Source organism: Streptomyces sp. CY-1, assembly GCF_047218265.1.
In the GTDB taxonomy this organism is placed as follows: Bacteria; Actinomycetota; Actinomycetes; order Streptomycetales; family Streptomycetaceae; genus Streptomyces; species Streptomyces niphimycinicus.
The window spans coordinates 7554742-7578422 of record NZ_CP178393.1; the positions used below are offsets into that span (position 1 = coordinate 7554742).

The following is a 23681-nucleotide window of genomic DNA, read 5'->3' on the forward strand; positions in this document are numbered from 1 at the left end:
CCCTTGCCGGGGCGTCGATATGGCGGCTGAGCCGCGTGGCGGGGGTCCGCCCCTGGGGTCCAGGGGCGGAGCCTCTGGTATCGGGAAGGGGCGGGTAGGGGAAGAGCGAACCGACGGGTACCCCGTAGCGGTGCCGCCCTCACCCCTTGACGGCGCCGCCCAGGGCGAAGCCGCCGCCCAGGCGGCGGGAGATCAGGACGTAGAGCAGGAGCACGGGCGTCGAGTAGAGGATCGAGAAGGCGGCCAACTGGCCGTAGACGACCTGGCCGTAGTTGCCGAAGAAGGTGAAGATCGAGACGGACGCGGGGAGTTGTTCGGGGGAGAGCAGCAGCATGAAGGGGACGAAGAAGTTGCCCCACATCATGATGAAGCTGTAGATCATCACCACCGTGATGCCCGGGCCCATCAGCGGCAGGATGACCCGGGTCAGGCTCTGTAGCCAGGAGGCGCCGTCGGTCCAGGCGGCCTCTTCCAGGATCACCGGCACGCCGTCCATGAAGTTCTTCATCAGCCAGATGGCGAAGGGCAGTTGGGAGGCGGCGAGGAAGAGCGCCGTGCCGGACATGGTGTCGATGAGGTCCACCTGGACGAAGAGTCCGTAGACCGGAACCATGATCGCGGTGATCGGCAGACAGGTGGTGAAGAGCACCGTCAGCAGATACGGGCGTACGACGCGGGAGCGGAAGCGGGAGAGGGGATAGGCGGCCAGCGCGGCGCAGGCGACGGTCAGGATGGTGGCGCCGCCGCACAGGAGCAGGCTGTTGAGCATGGGCGTGAAGGTGATCTCGTCCGTCCACACCGCCGAGAAGTTGTCCAGCGTGGGCGAGCCGGGCGCCGAGACCCGCAGGGTGGCGTCGCTGTCGATGGAGGCCAGGACCAGCCAGGCGAGCGGGAGCAGAAACGCGGCGGCGATGAGCAGCAGCGCGGCGTCGGCGGCCAGTCGACGGCGTCGGCTCGGGGACCAGCGGGGGCGCGGGCGGGATGTGGCGGAGCCGGGCCATGGGCGGGCGGGGCGGGCGGAGAGCGTGGACAACCTCGGACCTCCTCGCGCGCTTGCGAGCGCAGTCGATCAGCGTGCCGTCCATGAAACCGGTTGCCACTCGCGTTGGGGAAGACGCGTGCGCGGTTCGCTCGCCCTACGGCCTCGCCCTACGGCTTACGGCTTACGGCGTCGGCGGGGCGACGTCCACCGGCTGGTCGTTCCGCAACTGGTCGAACAGGCGCCGCGCCTGTGTCACGTTCCACTGCACGGCGCTGCCCTTGGAGGTCCGGAGGTTGGTGTTGGACACCGGGACGTTGAGCTGCCTGCCGCCGCCCGAGGTGACACCCTTCATCGCCTCGAACAGGGACATCAGGTTCCGCAGGCCCATGTCCTTGTCGACGATGAGCGTGTCCAGGCCCGCGCGCACGGTCGGGAAGGCCGCGAACGGGTTGGCCAGGACGCCCGGGGTGGCGGCCTTGTCGGCGAGGGCGGCCAGGAACTTCTGCTGGTTCTGGGTGCGGCCCAGGTCGCCCTTGGCCTCCTGCTTGCGCTGGCGGACGAAGGCGAGCGCCTTCGCGCCGTCCAGGGTGTGGCAGCCCTTTTGCAGGTCCAGCCCGGATTTGGGGTCCTTGATGTCGCGGTCCACGCACATCCGTACGCCGCCCACCGCGTCCACGACGTCCACGAACCCGGAGAAGCCGATCTCCGCGTAGTGGTCGATGCGCAGCCCCGTGTTGCGTTCGATGGTCGAGACGAGGAGATCGGGGCCGCCCATCGAGTACGCGGCGTTCAGCTTGTTCTGGGACGGGGCGAAGGTCTTGCCGGTGTCGGGGCGCAGGAACCCCGGGATGGTCACCCAGGAGTCGCGCGGCAGGCTCATCATCGTGGTGCCGTTGGACCCGGTGTGCAGCACCATCATCGAGTCGGTGCGGCGGCCCTCGGCCGAGCCGGTGCGCAGGTTCTTCCTGGCCTGCTCGGACAGGCCCTCCCGGCTGTCGGAGCCCACGATGAGGTAGTTGGTGCCCTTGCCGGGCGGTGGGCGGTCCGGCGACTTGCCGAGGTCGACCTCGCGGTTGAGCTGGGTGTCGGCCCAGACGTAGGCGCTGCCGGAGGCGAGGAGCAGCGCGGAGACGGTCACGATGGCCAGCCGGATGATCCGGCGGCGTCGGCTGAGCGGCTCCTTGGGGGCGCGGCGCCGGACGGTGGGGGCGGGGGTGGGGCCCGGTTCGGCGGGTGTGGGGGTGGCGACGGTTTCCTCGCCCCTGCGGTACGGGGCGGGTTTCGTCGGGACGCCTGGGGTGCCCGGCCCGCCTGGGGTGCCTGGCGCGGGCATGCCCTGGGGCCCCTGGAAGGGGGTTCCCTGGGAGAGGGTCCCCGGCATGGGGGTCCCCTGCACGGGGATGCTCTGCGTCTCCGCCGTGGAGATGTCCCAGGGCTGCTGCCCCGACGGCCGGTTCGCGGCGGCCCACCCGTCCAACCGATCGCTCATGGGCGCAGTCTGCCCAGCGGCCGGAGGGGCCCGCCGTCGCTTCATAGAGCTATGACAACTTCGGCGCGGCGTTGAACGCGGGGGTGGTCCCCATCCGTCAGCTCGTCGATGCGGTCGGCTCGCCGCCGTCACTTCGACGTCAGGCTCCGGTACGCCGGCGCCTCGCCCAGCGCCTCGGCGGCCGTCCCCGAGCGCTGGATGCGGTGCCACCGCAGCCGCGTCCCGAGCAGCAGGGCGACCACGGACTGGATGACCACCAGATACATCAACTGCCGGTAGACGAAGAGCTGGAACGGCAGTGACCACAGCGCCCGCATCCGCTCACCGTCCAGCCGCAGCGCGTATCCGGCGCAGACCATCTGGATCGCGAGATAGCCGAACCACACCCCGGCCGCCTGCCCCGGGTCCAGGAAGAGCGCCCCGTACAGGGCGAAGAGGTCGATCACGGGCGCCAGCAGCGGCAGCAGCACCTGGAAGAGCGTGAGATAGCTGAGCCCCCGGCGGCCGAACCGCCCCACCGAGCCCAGGGAGACCACCGCGCGGCGGTGTTTCCACATGGCCTGGAGGGTGCCGTATCCCCAGCGGTACCGCTGGCGCCACAACTGGCGCAGGGAGGTGGGCACTTCGGTCCAGGCGACGGCGGTCTCCTCGTACACCACCCGCCAGCCCGCCCGCCACAGCGCCATGGTCAGGTCGGTGTCCTCGGCGAGGGTGTCCTCGCTGACCCCGCCGACGCCCATCAGCGCGTCCCGGCGGAAGGCGCCGATCGCGCCGGGCACGGTCGGCATGCACTCCAGGACCTCGAACATCCGCCGGTCGAGGTTGAACCCGAAGACGTACTCCAGGTGCTGCCACCGGCCCAGCAGACTGCGCCGGTTGCCGACCTTGGTGTTGCCGCTGACCGCGCCGATGGCCGGGTGGGCGAGGGGCTGGATGAGCTGGTGGATGGCGTCCGGTTCGAAGACGGTGTCGGCGTCGACCATCACCACGATCTCGTGCCGGGTGTGGGCCAGCCCGGTGTTGAGGGCGGCGGCCTTGCCCGCGTTGGGCTGGCGGACCACCAGCACCCGGGGGTCGTCCACGCTCGCGGCGATATCGGCCGTACGGTCCGTCGACCCGTCGTCGATCACGACGAGCTGGAGGCGCTGATGGGTGGAGGCGAGCAGCGACCGGATGGTGGCCTCGATGCCCGCCTCCTCGTTGTACGCGGGGATGAGCACCGTCACGGGTTCGTTCACCTCGCGCAGCCAGGGCGCGCCGGGCCGGAAGCGGGTGAGCCGCCGGACATGGGTACGGGCGAACAACACGAGCATCAGCAGCCGCAGCACCCCCAGCGCCCCCGCGATCCCCAGCACCCAGGTCATGGTGGACACAAAGCCACGGCCGATGGCCGCGACCCAGATCAGCGCCTTGCCCTCCCAGCGTTCGAGACCGGAGACCGGTACGTCGACCGGGGGCACGCCGAGCCCACCCGTCACGGTGGTGAACTTCTTCGCCCGCGGGTCCTTCAGCAGCTTCTCGGTCTCCTGGTACGCGGTGTCCGTCTGGCTGAACTGCCGGACCACGCCCTGTGCGGGCTTCCTGGCCGACCGGTCGGCGGCCACCAGCGCGTACCCCTCCTCGGCGACCCGCCGCGCCGCCTGCCACTCATCCCCGCACAGCGTGTCCACATCGGTGGTCAGCGGCAGCCGCAGCAGCCTCGGCTGGACCCCGACCGAGCCCGCCAGCGCCGACTCGGTGAGGGACAGCTCCATCCGGGAACGGGTGGGGGAGGCGGTGCCCATGTCGGCGCCGGTGTAGGTGTTCGACCCGATCTCATGGCCCTCGGCGCGGATCCGGCGCACGAGATCCGGGTACTGCGCCGCCTTGGCGCCGGAGACGAAGAACGTGGCCCGCGCGTCGTAACGGCGCAGCAGGTCCAGCAGGCGCGGGGTCTGGACGGGGTCGGGCCCGCCGTCGTAGGTGAGCGCGACGGTTCCGGCGGGCATGCCCACGGTCCGCACCTGACCGCCGTTGATCTGCACCACCGGCCCACCGTCGGCCAGCGCCCGGGGCACCGGGCTGGTGCAGGGCCGCCGCGCCTTCGCCGCGTCGACCTCATGGGTGGTCCAGCCCTGGAACATCAGCAGGCCGAACATGACGGGAAGGACGAGGAGCAGAAGCAGCCAGTGCGCGCGCGGGTCACGGGACCGCTTGTGCCGGCCCCCTCGGGACAAGTGGCTGGATTCCTGGCGTTTTTTCGACCGGTTGCCCTCAAACATGGTTGGTCGCACGGTAGTTGCGGGGCCCGGAGCGGGTCCGGCGATGCAGCGCGAATGGATAAGAATTCCGGGTCGCCACCCGCCACGCGGCCGGATCACGTAGTGCGCACGCGGAAGCGGCCACCTCCGCGTGGCGGCTCTGCTTGACTGACGCCCATGACCTCTGCCGATGCGTCCGTTTTCGAGACCACCAGGCCCGCGTCCGCCGACTACCTCACCCGGTTCGCCGCGAGCGACGCCGGACGCGACTACAAAGGGCGGATGCTGGACGCGCTCGATCTCCGGGCCGGGCTGACAGTACTGGACGCGGGCTGCGGCCCCGGCGCCGATCTTCCCGCCCTCGCGGAGGCGGTCGCCCCCGGCGGTACGGTCATCGGGGTCGACCACGACCAGGAGATGCTGGACGCGGCGGCGGCGCCCACCGCCGCGCATCCGTGCGTCGAGCTGCGGCGCGGCGACATCCACGCCCTCCCCCTGGACGACGCCTCGGTGGACCGCGCCCGGACCGACCGGGTGATGCAGTGGGTGGACGACCCGGCCCGCGCCCTCGCCGAGTTCCACCGGGTCCTGCGGCCGGGCGGACGGCTGGTGATGGGCGAGCCCGACTGGGACACCCTCGCCGTCGACCACCCCCATCCGTCGCTCTCCCGCGCCTACACCCGCCATATCACCGAGCAGGTGATCCGCAACGCCGCCATCGGCCGCCAGCTCGCCCGTCTCGCCACCGACGCCGGGTTCCGGGTGCCGGAGGTCATCCCGGCCACCCAGGTCTTCCGCGATGTCCGCGCGGCGGACCGGGTCTTCGGATTCGAGCGCACCACCCGCCGCGCCGTCGAGGCCGGTTACCTCAGCGAGTACCAGGCGGCAGTCTGGCTGCACCACCTCGCCCACCGCCCGTTCTTCGCCTCGGCGACGCTGTACGTGGTGGTGGCGGAGGCGTAAGCCGGTCGTGCCGCGGCCTCAGGCGGGCCTGAACCAGGTGCTCAGCGCCTCGTGCAGGCCCCCGTTCGTCGTGCCCTGCCAGGCGATGTAGCAGTCGGGCCGGAGCAGCAGGGCGGTGTCGAGGTCGGGGGCGGGCACCGTGTCGATGTGCGGTGCCCAGGGCCCGGGTCGAGGGTGGCCGTGGGGTCCAGGAGGAGGGGGCGGGCGGTGCGGGTCAGGTCGCCCAGGTCCGGCAGGCCGGGCAGGTCCGGGGCCCAGTGGCCGACGAGCGGTCCGGTCGCCGGGCCCATGTCGTACGTGATGTCCGCGCCGGCGAGCAGCCCCGCGATGTGCTGCCGGGTCGCGGGCTGGTCGAGCAGTTCGCCGAACAGCTCGCGCAGCGCCGTCACATCGCCGCCCGGCCGGGTCAGCAGCGACTGCGCCTGCGTGTGCATCGCGACCCGTCGCGCCGCCGGGTGCCGTTCCGACTCGTATGTGTCCAGCAGCCCCTCCGCCGCGTGGCCGCGCACCTCCGCCGCCAGCTTCCAGCCGAGGTTCACCGCGTCCTGGAGGCCCAGGTTGAGCCCCGGGCCGCCGATCGCCGAGTGCACATGCGCGGCGTCGCCGAGCAGCAGGACACGGCCCGCGCGGTAGCGCTCGGCGATCCGGGTGTTGCCGCCGAACAGCCGCCGCATGAGATGTGGTCCGGGCCCGGTCGGCGGGTCGAGGGGTACGTCCGCGCCGAGCACCCGGCGGGCGCTGGCCCGCAGTTCGTCCAGCGACGCCTCGCCCTCGGCCGGTTGCCCCCATTCCACGGTGAACAGCTTCGGGTCACCGTCCGGGGACGGCGCCCAGGCGATCAGCCCGTGCTCGGTCCGCAGATGCTGGAACGGCGGGACGGTGCCGAAACCGGGCACGGTGAGGCTGCCGTCCGGGCCGATCAGGTGTGCGGGCACGCTCACATGGCCGGTGCGCGACACCGAGTCGTCGCTCGTCACGCCGGGGAAGCCGATGCCGGTGAGCTTACGGACCGTGCTGCGCCCGCCGTCCGCGCCGACCAGGAACTCCGCCTCGATCGGCGCCCGCTCGCGCAGCTCGACCGCCACCGACTTCTCGCCCTGTGCCAGCCCGATGACCTCGTGCCCGCGCCGGATGTCGACACCCAGCTCCGCCGCGCGCTCGGTGAGCATCCGCTCGATCCGGAGCTGCGGCACGAGGAGTGTGTAGAGCGGGTTGTCCGGCAGGTCGTCCAGGTGGAGCGGGAACGCGCCGAAGGTGAAACGGGGCGCCGGTTCGGGGGCGGTGCCGGTGCCGGGCGTGGCCAGCCGCTCGTACAGCCCGCGCCGGTCGAGCATGCGGATGACCTGGCCCACGAGGCCGTTCGCGCGCTGCGTGTCGGTGGGTTCGGTGAGGCGTTCCAGGACGACCGGGCGCACACCGGCCAGGGCGAGTTCGCAGGCGAGCATCAGGCCGTTGGGCCCCGCGCCTGCGATGACGACCTCGATCATGAATTCCCCCTCGGGGCAGGGTGGTTGGGGGCCTCAAGGGGTGGACAGCCCCGCCGCGAACCGGGCGAGGGCGTCCGTGAGCAGCGGGCGCACCGGCACGGCCGCGTCGGTGCGGAGATGGTGGGCGATGGCGGTGTTGACCGCGCCCATGACCGCCGAAGCGACGAGGTGCGGGTACAGGTCCTGCTCCAGGTCGCCGCCGGTACGTTCCGCGACGGCCGCCGCGATCTCGGCCTCGGCGACGGCCCCGGCCCGCAACATCTCGCCCCGCAGGGCCGGTTCCGCGACCATCACCCGCACACCCGCTGTCCACTGCGCCGCGTCGGCGACGGGCGGATCGGCGATCGCCTCCACGTCCGACGCGAAATGCCGCAGTACGGAGTCGGTGATCGCGTCCCACAGCGGCTCGTCCGGCCGCTCGCGCAACGCCTCCGCGACGCGCAGACAGCGGTGGAGGTGGCGGAACGCGATCGCCTCGGCCTTGCTCGAGAAGTAGTTGTTGAACGTACGCGGCGAGACCCCGGCGGCCTCGGCGATGTCCTCCACCTTGACCTTGTCGAACCCACGCTCCACGGTCAGCCGCACCGCGGCCCAGCTCAGCGCCGCGTGCGTCTGGGCCTTCTTGCGCTCTCGCAGTCCCATGGGGTGAGCGTAATAGAATTTGCGCGTCCCGCAAATGTGCGGAGCGCGCAACTTTTAGGATTCGGTCGGAGTCAGCCGATGCAGGGCAATAGCACCTCGACCGTTTTGGGACGTAGGCTCGGTGGTGAGCTGACCAAGCTCCGCACTGCGGCGGGCCTGACGCAGACCCACGCCGCCAAGGTGCTCACCGGATCCACGACCAAGGTCGCCAAGATGGAGGGCGGCTGGGTCCCGATGCGGGACCCGGACATCCGCGCGCTGTGCGAGCTGTACGGCCTGAGCGATCCTGCGGCGGTGGGCGGGTTGCTGGAGCTGGCACGCATCGACCGCGAACGTCGCAAGGCGAAGGGCTGGTGGAACGAGTTCCCGAACCTCGGGGACATGCAGGAATACGTCGCTCTGGAGAACGCGGCTACGAGCATCAGGACTTGGCAGCTCTGCCTGGTGCCTGGCCTGCTCCAAACCCCTGACTACGCACGTGCGTTGGCGCTGGGCAATTCGACGAAGGGCCACCCCGACAGGGGTGAGACGTTGGTTGCCAGCAGTATCGCGCGACAGCGGCGGCTTTCCGAGGAACCGACTCTGGGCCTCTGGGCGGTGGTCCACGAAAGCGCACTCCGGCATCGCGTCGGCGGTTCGACGGTGATGCGTGAGCAGTTGAAGCGCCTGGAGGAGGCGGCCCAGCAGTCGAACATCACCGTCCAGGTCTTGCCGTTCGAGGCCGGAGCGCATCTGGGCATGGGCGGGGCATTCAACATCATCTCCTTCGCGGAGCCGGGAGCCATGGACGTGGTGTATACAGAAACTGCCTTCGGCCAGCTATGGGTTGAGGGAGGTGACGAAGCCGCTCAGCACCAGGAGCTGTTCGAGAAGATCGCCCGCCACGCCCTCACCGAGTCGGAGAGCAGGTCATTCATCGAAGCGCTCCGAGGAGAGATGTGAGCATGGCGGCTCTTGAGTTCCGGAAGTCCAGCTTCAGCACTGGCGATCGGGAGTGCGTCGAGGTGGCCACGAACGTGCCCAACACCGTGGCGGTACGCGACTCCAAGGACCCGGAGGGGCGAATACTCCGCTTCACCCCCGCCGCCTGGGCGGCCTTCCAGGGTGCCGTCGCTGACGTTCGGCTCGTGCGGCGACCTTGAGTTGGCCTACCGTTGTTCGATTTGGGCGCGCAGCTCTGCCGCTCTGGGGTCGTCGTAGCCCGAGAGCAGGCGCAGGGCTTCGGCCCGGTGCTGACGGGATTGGGCGCCATCGTCTTCGGCGAGAGCGAGGGCCAGGCCGTCGAGGGCCAACGCCTCGTGCCAGTGGTCGCCCAGCGCGTGGTGGGCCGCCGCCGCACGGCGATGAAAGTCGGCGGCTTCGTCCAGGCGGCTCATCGCTCGGTACGTCTCGCCGGCTCCGTGCCATGCCATGGCTAGTCGACGGCCGGCGCGACGTCTCCTGATGTGGTCATGGCCTGAAGTCGGGCCGCGCCGTGGTGAGTCAGCCAGTCCTCGAAGGTGAACAGGCCGGGGTGGAGAGCGCGCAGGGGTCCGATGTCGACCAAGGGGTAGATGCCGTCGTTGAGGGACTGGATGCCGCGGGCCGCCTCCTCGCTCTGGGCGCGTATGGCGTCCAGGGGGATGTGGACGTACGGGACATCCTGGCCCGTGGCCCGGGTGATGGCGGCGGCGGTCTCCGGTGGGGTGAGAGTGTCGCCCGCCAGGTCGAGGGCGCGGGAGCGGAAGCGGTCGGGGGCGTCGAAGGCGAGGGCGGCGAAGGCCGCGATGTCGGACAGCGCGATGAACTGCTGGCGGGTGTCCGGGTTGTACGGGGTGGCCAGGGCGCCGTCCCGCAGACCCCATACGGGGTGGAGGAGGTTTTCCATGAAGGACGTGGGGCGCAGGACGGTCGCGGGCATGCCGATCGCGTCGATGTGCTCCTCGATGCGCCGCTTGCTCTCCAGCGTCGACAGCCCGCTGTCATTGTCGGCGCCGAACGCGGAGGCGTAGACGAGGAGTTGGGCCCCGGCGGCCCGCGCGGCGTCCGCCACGTTCCTGCCCCGCCGAACCTCGTCGTCCGGTCCGTATTCCGCGGGCAGGCCCGGCATGCCGGGGGTGGGTTGGACGCTGAAGACACCGTGGGCTCCGCGGGCGGCCGCGTCGAGCGAGGCGCGGTCGTCCAGATCGCCCGCGACCAGTTCGGCGCCCGCCGAGGCGAGGGCGAGTGCCGCGGGGCTGGTGGTGTCCCGGGTGAGCGCGCGTACGTGGCGGCCGTCCGCGAGCAGTCGCCTCGCGGTGGCGCCACCCTGCTGACCGGTCGCGCCGGTCACCAGGATGATGTGGTTCGACGTCATGGAGGTCATGGCGGAAGGCTCCCGAGTAGAATCGGAACGAGTAACCCGGTTAACGTACCGGAACGGACGACCCGCTTGTCAATCAGGGGGACGGAGATGGAAAGGGAAGCGGCAGACGGCGGAGGGCCGCCCTCGGGCGAGCTGCCCTCGCGGGCCGACGCGCGGCGGAACAGGGCGCGGGTGCTGGCCGCCGCCAGGGCCTCGTTCGCGGCGGAGGGCGGCATGGCGCCGCTCGGCGCGATCGCCGAGCGGGCCGGGGTGGGCGCCGGGACGGTGTACCGACACTTCCCCTCCAAGGAGGACCTTTTCGAGGCGGTGATCGCCGACAGCGTGGACGGGTTCGTCGCCGAGGGGCGGGCGTTGGCCGTGGCCGAGGACCCGGGGGCGGCGTTCTTCGGCTTCCTGGAGCGCGTGGTCGGAGAGGCATCGCTCAACCGTGCGCTGTGCGAGGCATTCGCCCGGGAGGCGCCCGGCCGTGCGCCCGACGCGGCGGCGGCCGGTGCCAGGCGCGAGTTCGGTGAGGCGCTGAGTGTGCTGCTCCGGCGCGCCCAGGAGGCCGGAGCGGTCAGGGCGGATGTCGCGGCGGCGGACGTACAGGCGCTGGTGGCGGGGTGCGCGGCCATGGAGCAGGGGCGCGGCCCCGGGTCCGGGGTGCTGACGGCGGTGATGTGCGACGGATTGCGGGCGGAACAGACCGTAACGAAAATCCGTAACGGAATGGCGGAGGTCGACACCGGAGCCGCCGGTCCGCGTGACGAAATCGGTCGGTGCGAGATGTGCGGTGATCCGCTGCCCGGCGACCGCACAGGCCGCGCGGGGCGCCCCGCGCGGTTCTGCGGGGCGGCGTGCAGACAGAAGGCCCACCGGCGGCGCACGCGCACCAGCGGCTGACCGCCTGCCCGTGGCCGACCGGACGCTGAGGCGGCCGGGTGACGTACGTCATGGGAACGTGGCCGTCCGCGCGGACAGTTGAGGGTGTGATCTCAGACAGGGACATCAGCCCGGCGTCGGGCACCAGCCCGGGGTCGGGCACCGGACCGTCGGCGAGCGCCGCGGTGGCGGTGGGCGCCCTGCTGGGCGCGGTGATGCTGACGGGGGCCGCGTTCGCGGCCCCCGGGTCCGGCCTCGGCGTACGGACGGAAGGCGTGGCCACCGGCGTGGAAACCGCCACCGGCGTGGAAACCGGCACCCCGGCGGGGTTCGGGGCGGAGTCCGGGGCGGAGTTCAGAGGGCCGCGGCTCAGACCTCCTCGCGCATCAGCCGCAGATACACCACCGAGAACAGCGCCCCCACCAGCAGCAACAGCAGTGCCACCGCCGTGCCGTAGCCGATGAGGGATTTGTTGAACGCCTGGTCGTACATGAAGACCGGCAGCGTCTGGCTGCGGTTTCCCGGGCCGCCCCGGGTCATCGCCCAGATGAGGCCGAACACCGACAGCGTCTGCAAGGTGTTCAGCATCAGATTGGTGCCGATCGAGCGGCGGATCATCGGCAGGGTGATGTGCCAGAAGCGGCTCAGCCCACCCGCGCCGTCGACCTCCGCCGCCTCGGTGATCTCCTTGGGGATCTCGGACAGGGCGGCGGAGTAGACGAGCATCGAGAAGGCCGTGCCGCGCCAGACGTTGGCGAAGGACACGGCGAGGATGGGCAGGGTGTAGAGCCAGTTCTGGGACGGCAGGCCCAGCCAGTCCAGCAGCGCGTTGAGCGTGCCCTCGCGGCGGAAGAACGCGTACAGCAGGAAGCCCGCCACGATCTCGGGGACGACCCAGGCCGCGATGACGATCGCGCCGGTCAGTGTCCGCACCGGGCGCGAGGCGCGCTGCATCAGGGCGGCCAGCGCCAGGCCCAGGGTGTTCTGGCCGACGAGGGAGGAGAGCAGGGTGAAGACGAGGGTGAGCACGACGGCGTTGCGGAAGTCGTCGTCCCCGAAGGCGCGCTGGAAGTTGTCCAGCCCCACGAAGTCCGTGGAGGAGGCGCCCGTGAGCTGCATATTGGTGAAGGCGATATAGACGCAGTACGCGATGGGGCCACCGAGGAAGAGCAGCAGCATGACGGTGGCGGGGGCGAGCGGAAGCCAGCGCAGGGGGCGGCCGCGACGGGAGCCCGGGCGGGCCGGGGTGTCCGTCGGGGCCGCCGCCGCTTTGGTCGCGGTTGCCATCGGGGGCGGCCCTCAGCCCTGGCCGCTCGCCGCCACCGTGGCGCCGTCGGCGATGGATTTGAGCTGGTCGTCGTAGGACTTCGCGGCCTTCTCCGGGGAGGAGCCACCGGCCGTCGCCGCCTCCATGGCCTCGCCGATCGCCGTGGACACCTGGGGATAGACGGGGGTGGTGGGGCGGTAGTGGGTGTACTTCACCAGCCCCGTGAAGAAGGTGATCCCGGGCATGGAGGAGGTGTACTTCGGGTCCTGCGCGACGTCCTTGCGGACCGCGATCTGGGCGTCGACGATGTCCCAGGTGACCGCGTTGTCCTTGGTCTGGAGCTGCTGGATGAACTTCCAGGCCAGATCGGGGTTCTTGGACTTCGCGGTGATCGCCCACGTCCAGCCGCCGGACATGCTGACCTTGCCGGGCGCCTGCCCGTTCTGGGTGGGCATCGGGGCCTGGCCGAGGGTCTTGGACCACTCGGGCCACGGCTTGCCGCCGGTCTTCAGCCAGTTCTGGCCCAGCCAGGAGCCGTCGAGGGCGATGGCCAGCTTGCCCTCGGGGAGCCATTCGCTGAAGACGGTGGTGCCGACGTTGGGGTCGAGGGCGTCGGAGATGTCCGGGCCGAGCTTCTCGGAGTAGACGGTCCGAAGGAAGCCCAGCGCGTCCTGGAAGCCCTTGCCGCCGGTGACCCACTTCTTGGCGCCGGGGTCGTAGAGGGGGTTCCCGCCCGCCTCGCCCGTGCCGTACAGCAGCATCTCGAAGCTCTGCATGACGGAGGTCTCGCCCGGGGCCTTGCCGGTGTAGGTGTTGAGCGGGGTGACGCCGGGGACCTTCTGCTTGATCGTGCGCGCCGCCTTGAGGATGTCGTCCCAGTTCTTGGGCGACCAGTCGGCCGGCAGCCCGGCCTTGGCAAAGATCTTCTTGTTGAACCACAGGCCACGGGTGTCGGTGCCGTCCGGGACGCCGTACGTCTTGCCGTCCTCGGCCTTGGCCGCCGCCTTCGCGGTGTCGACGAACTGGTCCCAGCTCTTCCACTTGGCCAGATAGTCGTCGAGGGGGCGCAGATAGCCCGCCTTGATGTCCGAGTTGATCCGGAAGGTGTCCTCGTAGACCAGGTCGGGAGCGGTCTTGGGGGACCGCATCATCTGCTGGACCTTGGTGGCGTAGTCGTTGTCCTGCGCCTGGATCGGGACCAGCTTGACCTTCTTGCCGGGGTTGGCCTTCTCGAACTGCTTCTTCACCTCGGCCAGGTGGTTGTCCTTGAAGCGGATCTTGTTGTCCGTGGAGCGGTTGTAGACGACCTTGACGGTGTCCGGGTCGCTGCCCGAACCGCCACCGCAGGATGTGAGTCCTGCGGTGGCGGCGAGGGTGGCGGCGAGGATCAGTGGGGCGGTGGGGCGCACGGGCACGACCTCCTTGCTGGCCTCTGTGGGCTGCGCGCTGACCGTAAGGTCGGCTTCAACGGAAGGTCAATCCCCGTGACCTGGATCGTCACTTGATCGAACGCCGTCGCGGGTATACGCCCCCGTGCGCCCCCGTACGCGTTCGTACACCCCGGGCGTACGGGGGCGCGGCTCAGCCGGTGGCAGCCGGACTCAGCCGTTGTACCCCGCGAGCACCTTGGTGAAGTCGTACGTGCCCTGGTCGATCCCGCTGCATGCGTCGCCGTCCGTGCCGGAGCCGCACTTGCGGTCGCGGTTGAGCGACCAGAAGCTGACGCGGGCCAGGTGGTGGCTCTTGGCGTAGGACACCATGTCCTTGAAGTTGTTCAGGGATATGGTCTCGCCCGCGACGTCGGTCTTGCCGTTCATCGAGGAGAAGCCGACCTTGCGGTAGGCGGCGTCGGAGGAGAGGCCGTAGGCGCTCGCCACGGTGTTCTTCAGACCGTCCACCGCCGACTTGGTGGCCCCCGCCATATCGATGGAGCCCTGGCCGAAGTCGAACGGCATGACCGCCCAGCCGTCCACGTCGAGCCCGGCGGCGGCACCGCGCTTGACCAGGTCCTTGCCATTGGAGTCGGGGCCGGAGGTGGTGGTGCCGAAGGTGACGTACACCTTGATGCCGCTGTTCTTCTGCTTGACGGTCTTGAGCGCGTCGACCACACGCTGGCGGACCGTCGCGTTCTCGAACTCGCTCGCTTCGATGTCGATGTCGATCGACTTGAGCTTGTAGGCGTCGATGACCTTCTGGTACGCGCCGGCGAGTGCGGAGGCGGAGGAGCACTTCTCGCCCAGCTTGTTACCGCTCCAGCCGCCGAAGGAGACGGTGACATCGCCGCCCGCCGAGCGGATGGAGTTGATCGTCGACTGGTCGTTGCCGCCGGTGAGCCCGCGGGAGCCGTCCCACTTGGGGTTGCAGCCGCCGTCGGAGAGCATGAACGCCATCGTGAACTGCGTGGTGCCGGTCGCCGACATGACGTCCGTGGCCTTGGGCGGGGAGCCCCAGCCGAGGTAGAGGTACGGACCGTTGAGCCCGCTGGGCGCGGCGGCTGCTGCGGCGGCGGTGTGCTGCGGCGCCGCTTGCGCGGTGGCCGCCGTGGTGACGCCCGCGGCGAGCATGCCGACGGCGACGGCGAGGGCGAGTCTGCGGTGATGCCGGGAACGAGGCATGGCTGACGGAGCCTCCTGGGTGGGGGGTGGGAGGGAAGTCGAGCGAGGCTGAACCTAGCGAGGCGGCATGGCCGCGACAAGATGTCGGATAGGAAACTTTCCTATCGGGCGAGGTCCGGCTGCACGGCACTTCCCGGCACCCAGGACTGGGCGGTGCCGGGCCGGGCCCCAGGCGGTTTCGTTTGGATCAGCAGGGCCGTTGGTCCGCCGGTCGCGAGTCCGGGGTGCGTCGCGCTTGGGCCAGCAGGACGCCAAGCCGGCGCAGGACGTCCGCCTGGGCTTCGTTGTAGATCTCCTGGAAGGCGCTGACGACGGTCTTCTTCGCGTACTTCGCGCCGCGCGGGGCGTCGGCGGACAGTGTGCTCAGCCCCGGGTTCTGCCGCCACAGCTCCAGCACGTAGGCGACCAGGGCTTCGGCCACCTCGGCGCGGGTCTGCTCGTCGGCGTCGGCGGGCAACTGTGCGAAGGCGTCGCCGGCGGGATCCTGGACGGGGTTTCGCATCAGGTCGGCGTAGGCCGCGGTGCCCTTCGGGCCGAGCACCCTGCTCATCACGGTGATGAACGAGCGTTCCGCCTCGGACATGGGAGTGTCGGCCGCGGCCGTGGCGAACTCCGGCGGCAGGTCGTCGGAACCGACTTTTTCAGTATGAAGCCGAGTTCCATCCTGGCCCGTTGCAACCGTTCGATGGTGGCGGCGAGTTCGGCGTCAAGCGCACGCAACGCTTCCTCCGGATGCTCGTGGGCGTCGCCCATCTCGGCGATCTGGGACAGCGAGAACCCCAGGTCGACCAGGCGCTTGATGCGCAGCAGCCGGACGAGATGGGCGACGCCGTACTGCTTGTAGCCGTTGGCGCGGCGCATCGGCTCGTCGAGCAGACCGACCTCGTGGTAATGCCGCACCGCTCGCAGGCTCGTGCCCGCGAGCTCGGCGATCTCACGCGTGCTCCATGCCATGGCCCGCACTCCGTTCCGACTGGTCGGGTATCGGCGACTGCTCGGGGATCGGCCGGCCGCCCCGACTCACGTCATCCGAAATCATGCCGTCGCGGCATGGTCAAGCGCGACCGGGCTCTCGCCCAGTGCGCCCCCGTCCACCCCGGCGGGTAGTGACCCGCGTCGCGTTCCAGGTGGCTTGAGTGTGCCGCGACGGCACGGTTTTCCATGGTCTTCAGCGCACCGACGGCACGGATCCACGGCCAGGGTCCGCCCGCCGCTGACCGCCAATCACCTGGAAGGACGTCATGACGACGACGGACCGTCTCACGCGTACCCACGACAGCCGGGAAGACACCATGACCGAGAACGGCCGCGCCGAGCAGACACCGGTCGGGCCCGGGGCACAGAGCCAGGCGGACGGGAAACCGTTCACCGGTCGGGCGCACGAGGAGCCGTCCGCCGGCCAGGCACACGACAAGCTGTTCGCCCAACTCGGCGGTACCAAGGGGATGGTGTACACGGCGATCCCGATCACGGCGTTCGCCGCGGCCAACGCCGCCCTCGGGCTGCCCCTCGCGATCGGCATCGCGTTCGCGGTCGCCTTGGCGCTCACCGTGTGGCGGATGGCGCGGAAGGAACCGTTCAGCGCGGCGTCCGGCGGTCTCTTCGGCGTTGCGGCCGCCGGCGGCATCGCGGCGTGGACCGGCTCGGCGAGCGGCTTCTTCCTGATCGGAATCTGGGCCAGTTTCGCGGGCGCGGTGCTCTTCCTGGCCTCGCTGCTGGCCCGCAGGCCGGTCACCGGCCTGGTGTGGAACGCGCTGCACGGCAACCGCCACCCATGGCGGAGCGACCGCCCCAGCCTGCTGGCCCACGACATCGCCACCACCACCCTGACCGCCCTCTTCGGGGCCCGGTTCGCCGTACAGCAGTGGCTCTACGAGAACGACTCCACGGGCTGGCTGGCCCTCGCCAAGGTCGGTATGGGCGCGCCGCTGCTCGCGCTGGCGCTGCTGGTCGTCTTCTGGGCGTTCCGCCGCTCGACCAAGCGGCTCGTTCAGCCGACCGACCACTGAGACGGCCCGGCCGGCGCGACGCAGTCGGACGCCGCGGCAGTGGCCGACGCCGAGAACCCGGTGACGCACGAGGACAACGACGGGAAGCGACCTGTTCGACCGGGGTTCCGCCCTGGTCCAGGTGGACCTGCGCGGCTTCGGCGGATCCAGCGGCTGCCTCGACACCCTGGGCAAGGGCGAGCAGGCCGACGGGCGGTGCTATCGCCCCCCCCACACCTACAACGAGGACGTTCGGTCCGGCGTCTATACGGCCTTCGACGGTGCGTCGGAGCTTCTGGGCACCCTGCCGGCGTCGTCGTGGGCGCTGGTGACCTCGAACTACGAGCACCGGGTGCGCGGGCGATTTGCCCGGACGGGCCTGCCACTCCCGCGCGTCATAGTCGACGCCGCCGCGGTGGAGGAGGGCAAACCGTCGCCCGTGCCCTACCTGCTGGCCGCCAACTCGGTGCCAGGCCCGAGGACTGCCTGGTCATTGAGGACGCCCCCTCCGGAGTCGAGGCGGGGCTGCGGGCCGGCATGACGGTGTGGGGGGTCAACGCCGCCGTTGCGGTGGACGGCGTGCACCGTCACTTCGGGAGCCTGTGTGAAGCAGTCCCCGACATCCTCGCCTTCGCCCGCCCGGAGGGATAAGCCGGGGTGGGATGATCACGGGACAGCCCTCAGCCGGTGACGGTCCGATTCCAGAAGTGGTGGGTGAGGCCGCTTGCCGAGGTCGCCGACTCGGTGGTGAAACGGTCCTGGACCTCGGCCAGCCCGTCCCACACCGAGACCCCGGTGCCGAGGGTGATGGGCACGGTGACCAGGTGCATGAAGTCGATGAGGTCGGCCGTCAGGAACTGCCGGACGGTGGAGGGGCCGCCGCCGATGCGCACGTCCCGGCCGTCGGCGAGGTCCTGGGCGTAGGCGAGTGCGTCCTCGGGGGTGGCGTCGAGAAAGTGGAAGCTCGTCCCGTTGTCGAAGTGGATGGGGTCACGTCGATGGTGGGTGAGCACCACCACGGGCGTGCGGAAGGGGGGTTCGTCGCCCCACCAGCCTCGCCAGTCGTCGTCGGTCCACTCGCCGGTCTGCGGACCGAACTTGCCCCGGCCCATGATCTCGACCCCGATGCCCTGACCCCAGGTGCTGGTGAGAGCACGATCGAGGGTGATCGGTTCATCCGCGACGTTCACGCCGTGGATGAATCGCCCGTCGAAGCCCGTGAACAGTCTCTCGGCGCCCCCGATGGGTTGGTCGAGCGTGATCGTCTCGCCCGCGCTGTAGCCGTCGAGGGAGACGAAGAAGTTGTGCACTCGGACCCTGGCCATGCGGTCCACCTCCGGTGAGTGATTGCGAACTGCAACTGGTTGAGGGAACTCTACGATGGAGGGGTTGCGAGTTGCAATCAGTGACATTCGGTTGTCATCAGTCAGGAGGTGCGTGCGCGATGCGTGCGGAGCCGCGTTCGGGTTGTGCGATCAACGCCGCGGTGGAGGTCCTGGGGGACCCGTGGACTCTGATCGTGCTGCGTGACGTGATCTTCGGCGGACGTCGTCACTTCCGCGATCTGCTGACCCGGAACGACGAGGGCATCGCGTCCAACATCCTCGCCGGCCGCCTGCGCAAGCTCGTCGAGGGAGGGCTGCTGACCCGCGACGATGCCACGCGTGGCAAGAAAGCGACCTACACCCTCACCGAAGCCGGCATCCAGACGCTCCCGGTGATGGTCGCCCTCGGCGCGTGGGGGTTGCGGCACCGGCCCACAACCCCGGAGCTCGCGGTGCGTGCCCGCATCCTCGCGGAAGGCTCCCCGCAACTCGTCGATGAGCTCATGGACGAACTGCGCGAGATCCACCTCGGCGTCACTCGCGCAAGCCCGAAGAGCCCCACGGCTTCGGAGCGGTTGCGGCAGGCGTACGAAGCCGCGATCGCGGCCGGAGGCAGCCGCTCCTAGCGCTCGCTCAGTGCTCGTTCAGTGCTCGCTGAGCCAGCGGTACAGCAGCTCGGGGCGGCCGATCTGTCCGTAGTGCGGGGCGCGGGCGGCGCGTCCCGCCTCCACCAGGTGTTCCAGATAGCGGCGGGCGGTGATCCGGGAGATCCCCACCGTCTCGGCGGTGGCCGCGGCCGAGATTCCCTCCTCCGCGCCGCGCAGCGCCTCCGTGACCGCGTGCAGGGTCGCCTGGGTCAGCCCCTTGGGCATCGCGGCGGGCTGCGGCGCCCGCAGCGCGGCCAGTGCGCGGTCCACCTCGTCCTGCCCGCTGGCCTCGCCCGCGGTCGCCCGGAACTCGGCGTACCGGAGGAGGCGGTCCCGGAGGGTGGAGAAGGTGAACGGTTTCAGCACGTACTGCACGACCCCGAGGGAGACCCCGTCGCGGACCATCGCCAGGTCCCGGGCCGAGGTGACCGCGATCACATCCGCCCCGTTCCCGGCCGCGCGCAGCGCCCGTACGAGCTGGAGGCCGTGCCCGTCGGGGAGGTAGAGGTCCAGCAGCAGCAGATCGGCGGGCGTCCGCTCCAGCAGCCGCTGCGCGTCCCCGCCGCTCCGCGCGGCCCCGACGACGGCGAAGCCGGGGACGCGGTCGACGTACATCCGGTGCGCGTCCGCCGCGACGGGGTCGTCTTCGACGACGAGAACCCGGATCGGCGCCGGGTCCCCCGGTTTCGCCTGCGGCGGGCTCATGAACGGATTCCTCTCGGACGAGGTGCGGGGTGCGGGGTGCGGCGCGGTGCGCGCGGAATGCTTAGGGCTCCAATTTACGGAGGGTAACCGCGAGTGGCCAGATCCCTACGGTGACGATTCCCCTACCGCTTGTGCTGGGGCGCTTGTCGACCGGGTCCCCTCCCCGCACGCGGCTGAATATGGCCCCCGGTCACGGGCGGGGCGGCGGGTGGCGCCGCGCTCGCGGCCGACGCGCCGTGGCGGGATGTGGCCGCGGTTCGCGCGAGCGGGCCGGGCTCCCGGCACCGGGCCGGGTGGGGCGCCGTGCGGCGCTTGGACCGGGCGGGCCCGTCCGGCCGGGGCCGTCCCGGCCCGGGCGCGGGGCCGGTCGGTGCGTGGGTTGCGTGGGGCCGTGTCACGGCGTCGTGGTCGGGGTTGCCAGCGGCAGGCGGATGGTGAATTCGGCGCCGCCGTCCGGGGCGGCCGATATCTCCACCGTGCCCGCGTTGCGGCGGGCGGCCTGGCGGACCAGGGCCAGGCCCAGGCCGCGGCCCTGGGACTTCGTGCTCCAGCCGCGGCGGAAGACCTCCTCGGCCGCCGCCGGGTCGAGGCCGGCGCCGGTGTCCGCGACGCGCAGCGTCAGCTCGCCGCCGTCCGCGCGGGCGGTGACCGTGACGCGGGCGCTGCGGGGGGCACCGCCGTGGCCGACGCCCTCGGCGGCCGCGTCCGTGGCGTTGTCGATGAGGTTGCCGAGGATGGTCACCAGGTCGCGGGCGGGCAGGCCGGGCGGGAGGACGCCGTCGTCGATGCGGCTGTCGGGGGCGAGGACGAGCTCGACGCCGCGTTCGCTGGCCTGGGCCGCCTTGCCCAGCAGCAGCGCGGCCAGCACCGGTTCGGCGACCGCGCCCACCACCTGGTCGGTGAGCGCCTGGGCCAGCTCCAGCTCGGCGGTGGCGAAGTCGACCGCCTCGTCCTCCCGGCCCAGTTCGATCAGCGAGACGACGGCATGCAGCCGATTCGCGGCCTCATGGGCCTGGGAGCGCAGCGCCTCCGCGAAGCCGCGCACCGAGTCCAGCTCGCCGGAGAGCGCCTGGAGCTCGGTGTGGTCGCGCAGGGTGACCACCGTGCCGCGCTGTTCGCCGCTGCTCACCGGGGAGGTGTTGACGACCACGACCCGTTCCGCGGTCAGATGCAGTTCGTCCACGCGCGGCTCGGTGGCCAGCAGGGCGCCGGTCAGCGCGGGCGGCAGGCCCAGGTCCGAGACGTAGCGGCCGACGGAGTCCTCGGGCAGGCCGAGCAGCTCCCGCCCGCCGTCGTTGATCAGCGCGATCCGCCGCCCGCCGTCGAGCATCAGCAGCCCCTCGCGCACGCCGTGCAGCGCGGCCTGGTGGTAGTCGTGCATCCGGCTCAGCTCGTCCGCGTTCATGCCGTGCGTATGGCGGCGCAGCCGGGCGTTGATGACATACGCGCACAGGCCGCCGAGCGCGAGCGCGGCGGCGGCGACACCGAGCAGCGCGAGCAACTGGCGGCGCACCTGGGCGCTGATCGTGTCCACGGTGATACCCGCGCTGACCAGCGCGGTGATCCGGCCGCCGGCGCGGTCGTCGCGCACCGGGGCGACCACGCGCACCGAGGAGCCGAGGGTGCCGGTGTACGTCTCGGCGAAGATCCGGCCGCGCAGCGCGGGCTTGATATGGCCGAGATAGGTGGCGCCGATCTGGCGCGGATCGGGGTGCGCCCAGCGCACACCGTGGGTATCCATGATCGTGACGAAGGTGACGTTCGTGTCCCGGCGCACCTTCTCCGCATACGGCTGGAGCCGGGCGGTGGGGTCCTTGGACCGTGCCGCCTCGGCGACCGACGGGGAGTCGGCGACGGCCACCGCGGCGGCCGTCGCCCGCTGCCGCGCGGCCACCACCGCCTGCTCGCGGTCGGTGACGTAGGCGAAGACGGCACATCCGGCCACCAGGGCGGCGACCAGCACGACCTGCATCGCGAAGAGCTGGCCGGCCAGGCTCCGGGGGTGGGGGATGCGCATGGCCATCAGTCTGCACACGCATCTTTGTATGAACGAAATGAACGGAAGGGTGACCCCCATCACAGCGTTGGGGCATAGTCGCCGGGACCGTTCAAGGCGGTGTGCGAGCCGCACACAGTACAGCGCCGGGACAGTTGGACGGCAGATCAGAAGGAGGCAGCACCGTGGCTGCGGACACCACGCCGCCCGCATCCGGACGTACGGAACCGGATGGGACGAAGCCGAAGAAGGAAAGGATTCACTACCTCTACCTCGCCGTCATCGGCGCGGTGGCGCTCGGCATCCTCGTGGGCTTCGCGGCCCCCGATACGGCGGTGGAGCTCAAGCCCATCGGCGAAGGCTTCGTCAACCTCATCAAGATGCTGATCTCGCCGATCATCTTCTGCACGATCGTGCTCGGGGTCGGCTCGGTGCGCAAGGCCGCGAAGGTCGGCGCGGTCGGCGGTCTCGCGCTCGGCTACTTCATGGTGATGTCGACCGTGGCCCTCGCCATCGGCCTGGTCGTCGGCAACTTCCTGGAGCCGGGCAGCGGCCTGCACATGAGCCATGACGCGGCCCAGGCCGGGCAGAGCCAGGCCGAGGGCGCCTCCGAGTCGACGGCGGACTTCCTGCTCGGCATCATCCCGAAGACGCTGGTCTCCGCCTTCACCGCGGGCGAGGTGCTCCAGACCCTGTTCGTGGCCCTGCTCGCGGGCTTCGCCCTCCAGGCGATGGGCAAGGCGGGCGAGCCGGTGCTGCGCGGCATAGGCCACATCCAGCAGCTCGTCTTCAAGCTGCTGTCGATGGTCATGTGGGCCGCCCCGGTGGGCGCCTTCGGCGCGATGGCCGCCGTGGTCGGCGAGACCGGTCTGGACGCGCTCAAGGCGCTCGCGGTCATCATGGTCGGCTTCTATGTGACCTGCGCGCTGTTCGTGTTCATCGTCCTCGGGACGATCCTGCGGCTGGTCGCGGGCGTGAACATCTTCCTGCTGCTGAAGTACCTGGCGCGGGAGTTCCTGCTGATCCTGTCGACGTCGTCCTCCGAGTCGGCGCTGCCGCTGCTCATCGCGAAGATGGAGCACGCGGGCGTCAGCAAGCCGGTGGCCGGTATCACCGTCCCCACCGGGTACTCCTTCAACCTGGACGGCACCGCCATCTACCTGACGATGGCCTCGCTGTTCATCGCCGAGGCCATGGGCGACCCGCTCTCCATAGGCCAGCAGATATCCCTCCTCCTCTTCATGATCGTCGCGTCGAAGGGCGCCGCCGGTGTCACCGGCGCGGGCATGGCGACGCTGGCGGGCGGCCTCCAGTCGCACCGGCCCGAACTGGTCGACGGCGTCGGCCTCATCGTCGGCATCGACCGCTTCATGAGCGAGGCCCGCGCCCTCACCAACTTCGCGGGCAACGCGGTGGCGACCGTCCTGGTCGGCACCTGGACCAAGGAGATCGACAAGGAGCGGATGAACGAAGTCCTCGCCGGACGACTGCCGTTCGACGCCGAGGGCTTCGCGCGCCACGGCGGCGGCCACGGCCCGGCCGCGGACGACTCCGACGGGGCCGAGGGCAAGTCCCTCCCCGAGCGGCGTGACGGTGACACGGCGAAGGAGCACGTGCCCGCCTGACACCTTGCGCGCGCCGCGGCCCTGCCCTCCTGAATCGGGGCAGGGCCGCGGGCGTTTCACGGGCGTGTACGTCGCGCACACATGCGTCGCGCACGCACGCGTCGCGCACGCACGCGTCGCGCGCACGGCGAATGGCGCCCCGCGTCTTCCCCCCGTTGGAAGACGCGAGACGCCGCCATTGGCTACGCCGCCGGTGCCCTTCGGCGGTCCTTTCGGCGCCGAAGGCGCCTTATCGCTCGCCGTCCGGCGCGCGGCGTAGCTGTTCCGGGAGGGCCGTCCATTCGGGGCCCTCGTGGAGGGGTTTGACCCAGGCGATGTTGCCGCCGGTGTCGACGTAGGCGACGCGGCCCATGGCCTCGCGTTCGAGGTCGTAGACGAGTTCGCCGATCCGAGGTGTGCTTCGTGTTCCTTCAGCGGTGGTCATGAGCCGCCACCTCGGCACCTCACTGCCATGCTGTCCCCCGTTCATTGGTGGATGAGGGCCCCGGACCGGACACTTCCGGTT

At 70.8% G+C, this 23681-nt stretch carries 23 protein-coding genes and 2 pseudogenes; 8 read left to right on the forward strand and 17 right to left on the reverse strand.

Annotation, left to right across the window (positions count from 1 at the left end; genetic code table 11):
• Positions 1-139: 139 nt before the first annotated feature.
• From ACK1X7_RS32590 to ACK1X7_RS32600, 3 genes are all read right to left on the reverse strand, one after another.
• Positions 140-1033 carry a carbohydrate ABC transporter permease gene (locus tag ACK1X7_RS32590; RefSeq protein ID WP_385141400.1) on the reverse strand — a complete coding sequence of 298 codons (894 nt, stop codon included), beginning with the start codon at positions 1031-1033 and terminating at the stop codon, positions 140-142.
• A gap of 130 nt (positions 1034-1163) precedes the next feature.
• A complete protein-coding gene (locus tag ACK1X7_RS32595) occupies positions 1164-2471 on the reverse strand; it encodes an LCP family protein (protein WP_385141397.1) in 1308 nt (435 codons plus the stop codon).
• A gap of 128 nt (positions 2472-2599) precedes the next feature.
• Positions 2600-4732, reverse strand: a complete 2133-nt coding sequence (locus ACK1X7_RS32600) for a bifunctional polysaccharide deacetylase/glycosyltransferase family 2 protein (RefSeq protein WP_398158353.1) — start codon at positions 4730-4732, stop codon at positions 2600-2602.
• Positions 4733-4888: 156 nt separating this feature from the next.
• Here ACK1X7_RS32600 and ACK1X7_RS32605 point away from each other — a divergent pair, with 156 nt between their 5' ends.
• Positions 4889-5674: a methyltransferase domain-containing protein gene (locus ACK1X7_RS32605; RefSeq protein WP_413116024.1), complete on the forward strand. Its 786-nt coding sequence runs from the start codon at positions 4889-4891 to the stop codon at positions 5672-5674.
• Positions 5675-5692: 18 nt separating this feature from the next.
• Here the strand turns inward: ACK1X7_RS32605 and ACK1X7_RS32610 are convergent, their stop codons facing one another.
• The 3 genes and pseudogenes from ACK1X7_RS32610 to ACK1X7_RS32620 all read right to left on the reverse strand — a co-directional run bounded on the left by ACK1X7_RS32610 (position 5693) and on the right by ACK1X7_RS32620 (position 7803).
• Positions 5693-5812 carry a hypothetical protein gene (locus ACK1X7_RS32610; protein WP_413116025.1) on the reverse strand — a complete coding sequence of 40 codons (120 nt, stop codon included), beginning with the start codon at positions 5810-5812 and terminating at the stop codon, positions 5693-5695.
• A 353-nt stretch (positions 5813-6165) separates the two neighbouring features.
• Positions 6166-7161 (reverse strand): annotated as a pseudogene (locus ACK1X7_RS32615) (FAD-dependent monooxygenase); the annotation flags it as partial.
• A gap of 33 nt (positions 7162-7194) precedes the next feature.
• On the reverse strand, positions 7195-7803 hold the full coding sequence (locus ACK1X7_RS32620; protein WP_413116026.1) for a TetR family transcriptional regulator: 609 nt from the start codon (positions 7801-7803) through the stop codon (positions 7195-7197).
• 78 nt (positions 7804-7881) lie between these two features.
• On the opposite strand from ACK1X7_RS32620, the gene ACK1X7_RS32625 reads away from it, so the two are divergent.
• Entirely contained in the window at positions 7882-8745 is an 864-nt protein-coding gene (locus ACK1X7_RS32625; RefSeq protein ID WP_398158356.1) for a helix-turn-helix domain-containing protein, read from the forward strand.
• 2 nt (positions 8746-8747) lie between these two features.
• The gene (locus tag ACK1X7_RS32630; RefSeq protein ID WP_361496348.1) at positions 8748-8945 is read left to right on the forward strand and encodes a DUF397 domain-containing protein; all 198 of its coding nucleotides are present in this window, start codon (positions 8748-8750) and stop codon (positions 8943-8945) included.
• 6 nt (positions 8946-8951) lie between these two features.
• On the opposite strand, the gene ACK1X7_RS32635 is transcribed toward ACK1X7_RS32630, so the two are convergent.
• Positions 8952-9179, reverse strand: a complete 228-nt coding sequence (locus ACK1X7_RS32635) for a hypothetical protein (protein ID WP_413116027.1) — start codon at positions 9177-9179, stop codon at positions 8952-8954.
• A 38-nt stretch (positions 9180-9217) separates the two neighbouring features.
• A complete protein-coding gene (locus tag ACK1X7_RS32640) occupies positions 9218-10147 on the reverse strand; it encodes an NmrA family NAD(P)-binding protein (RefSeq protein ID WP_385141380.1) in 930 nt (309 codons plus the stop codon).
• Positions 10148-10234: 87 nt separating this feature from the next.
• On the opposite strand from ACK1X7_RS32640, the gene ACK1X7_RS32645 reads away from it, so the two are divergent.
• The gene (locus ACK1X7_RS32645; protein WP_385141377.1) at positions 10235-11029 is read left to right on the forward strand and encodes a TetR/AcrR family transcriptional regulator; all 795 of its coding nucleotides are present in this window, start codon (positions 10235-10237) and stop codon (positions 11027-11029) included.
• A 348-nt stretch (positions 11030-11377) separates the two neighbouring features.
• On the opposite strand, the gene ACK1X7_RS32650 is transcribed toward ACK1X7_RS32645, so the two are convergent.
• From ACK1X7_RS32650 to ACK1X7_RS32670, 5 genes are all read right to left on the reverse strand, one after another.
• Complete coding sequence (locus ACK1X7_RS32650) at positions 11378-12295, reverse strand: carbohydrate ABC transporter permease (RefSeq protein ID WP_385141374.1); 918 nt, start codon at positions 12293-12295, stop codon at positions 11378-11380.
• Between the two features lie 12 nt (positions 12296-12307).
• Complete coding sequence (locus ACK1X7_RS32655; RefSeq protein ID WP_385141371.1) at positions 12308-13684, reverse strand: extracellular solute-binding protein; 1377 nt, start codon at positions 13682-13684, stop codon at positions 12308-12310.
• A gap of 192 nt (positions 13685-13876) precedes the next feature.
• Complete coding sequence (locus tag ACK1X7_RS32660; RefSeq protein WP_413116028.1) at positions 13877-14890, reverse strand: chitinase; 1014 nt, start codon at positions 14888-14890, stop codon at positions 13877-13879.
• 187 nt (positions 14891-15077) lie between these two features.
• A complete protein-coding gene (locus ACK1X7_RS32665; RefSeq protein ID WP_413116029.1) occupies positions 15078-15473 on the reverse strand; it encodes a hypothetical protein in 396 nt (131 codons plus the stop codon).
• Complete coding sequence (locus ACK1X7_RS32670; RefSeq protein WP_413116030.1) at positions 15440-15844, reverse strand: MerR family transcriptional regulator; 405 nt, start codon at positions 15842-15844, stop codon at positions 15440-15442. Before ACK1X7_RS32670 ends, ACK1X7_RS32665 begins: the two co-directional genes overlap by 34 nt.
• A 287-nt stretch (positions 15845-16131) precedes the next feature.
• Here ACK1X7_RS32670 and ACK1X7_RS32675 point away from each other — a divergent pair, with 287 nt between their 5' ends.
• Positions 16132-16899 carry a DUF3159 domain-containing protein gene (locus tag ACK1X7_RS32675; RefSeq protein WP_385141363.1) on the forward strand — a complete coding sequence of 256 codons (768 nt, stop codon included), beginning with the start codon at positions 16132-16134 and terminating at the stop codon, positions 16897-16899.
• A 220-nt stretch (positions 16900-17119) separates the two neighbouring features.
• A pseudogene (locus ACK1X7_RS32680) lies at positions 17120-17529 on the forward strand (HAD family hydrolase); the annotation flags it as partial.
• Between the two features lie 29 nt (positions 17530-17558).
• Here ACK1X7_RS32680 and ACK1X7_RS32685 read toward each other — a convergent pair.
• Positions 17559-18203 (reverse strand): dihydrofolate reductase family protein, encoded by a 645-nt coding sequence (locus ACK1X7_RS32685; RefSeq protein WP_390791962.1) that lies wholly within the window; start codon positions 18201-18203, stop codon positions 17559-17561.
• A 119-nt stretch (positions 18204-18322) separates the two neighbouring features.
• On the opposite strand from ACK1X7_RS32685, the gene ACK1X7_RS32690 reads away from it, so the two are divergent.
• Complete coding sequence (locus ACK1X7_RS32690) at positions 18323-18829, forward strand: winged helix-turn-helix transcriptional regulator (RefSeq protein ID WP_361511494.1); 507 nt, start codon at positions 18323-18325, stop codon at positions 18827-18829.
• A gap of 18 nt (positions 18830-18847) precedes the next feature.
• Here ACK1X7_RS32690 and ACK1X7_RS32695 read toward each other — a convergent pair whose 3' ends face one another.
• The gene (locus ACK1X7_RS32695; protein WP_216340593.1) at positions 18848-19555 is read right to left on the reverse strand and encodes a response regulator; all 708 of its coding nucleotides are present in this window, start codon (positions 19553-19555) and stop codon (positions 18848-18850) included.
• A gap of 394 nt (positions 19556-19949) precedes the next feature.
• A complete protein-coding gene (locus tag ACK1X7_RS32700) occupies positions 19950-21572 on the reverse strand; it encodes a sensor histidine kinase (RefSeq protein ID WP_385141354.1) in 1623 nt (540 codons plus the stop codon).
• A gap of 164 nt (positions 21573-21736) precedes the next feature.
• Between ACK1X7_RS32700 and ACK1X7_RS32705 the strand changes: the two genes are divergently transcribed.
• Positions 21737-23176 (forward strand): cation:dicarboxylate symporter family transporter, encoded by a 1440-nt coding sequence (locus tag ACK1X7_RS32705; RefSeq protein WP_385141351.1) that lies wholly within the window; start codon positions 21737-21739, stop codon positions 23174-23176.
• A 229-nt stretch (positions 23177-23405) separates the two neighbouring features.
• On the opposite strand, the gene ACK1X7_RS32710 is transcribed toward ACK1X7_RS32705, so the two are convergent.
• Complete coding sequence (locus ACK1X7_RS32710; protein ID WP_059148544.1) at positions 23406-23600, reverse strand: hypothetical protein; 195 nt, start codon at positions 23598-23600, stop codon at positions 23406-23408.
• Positions 23601-23681 lie beyond the last annotated feature (81 nt).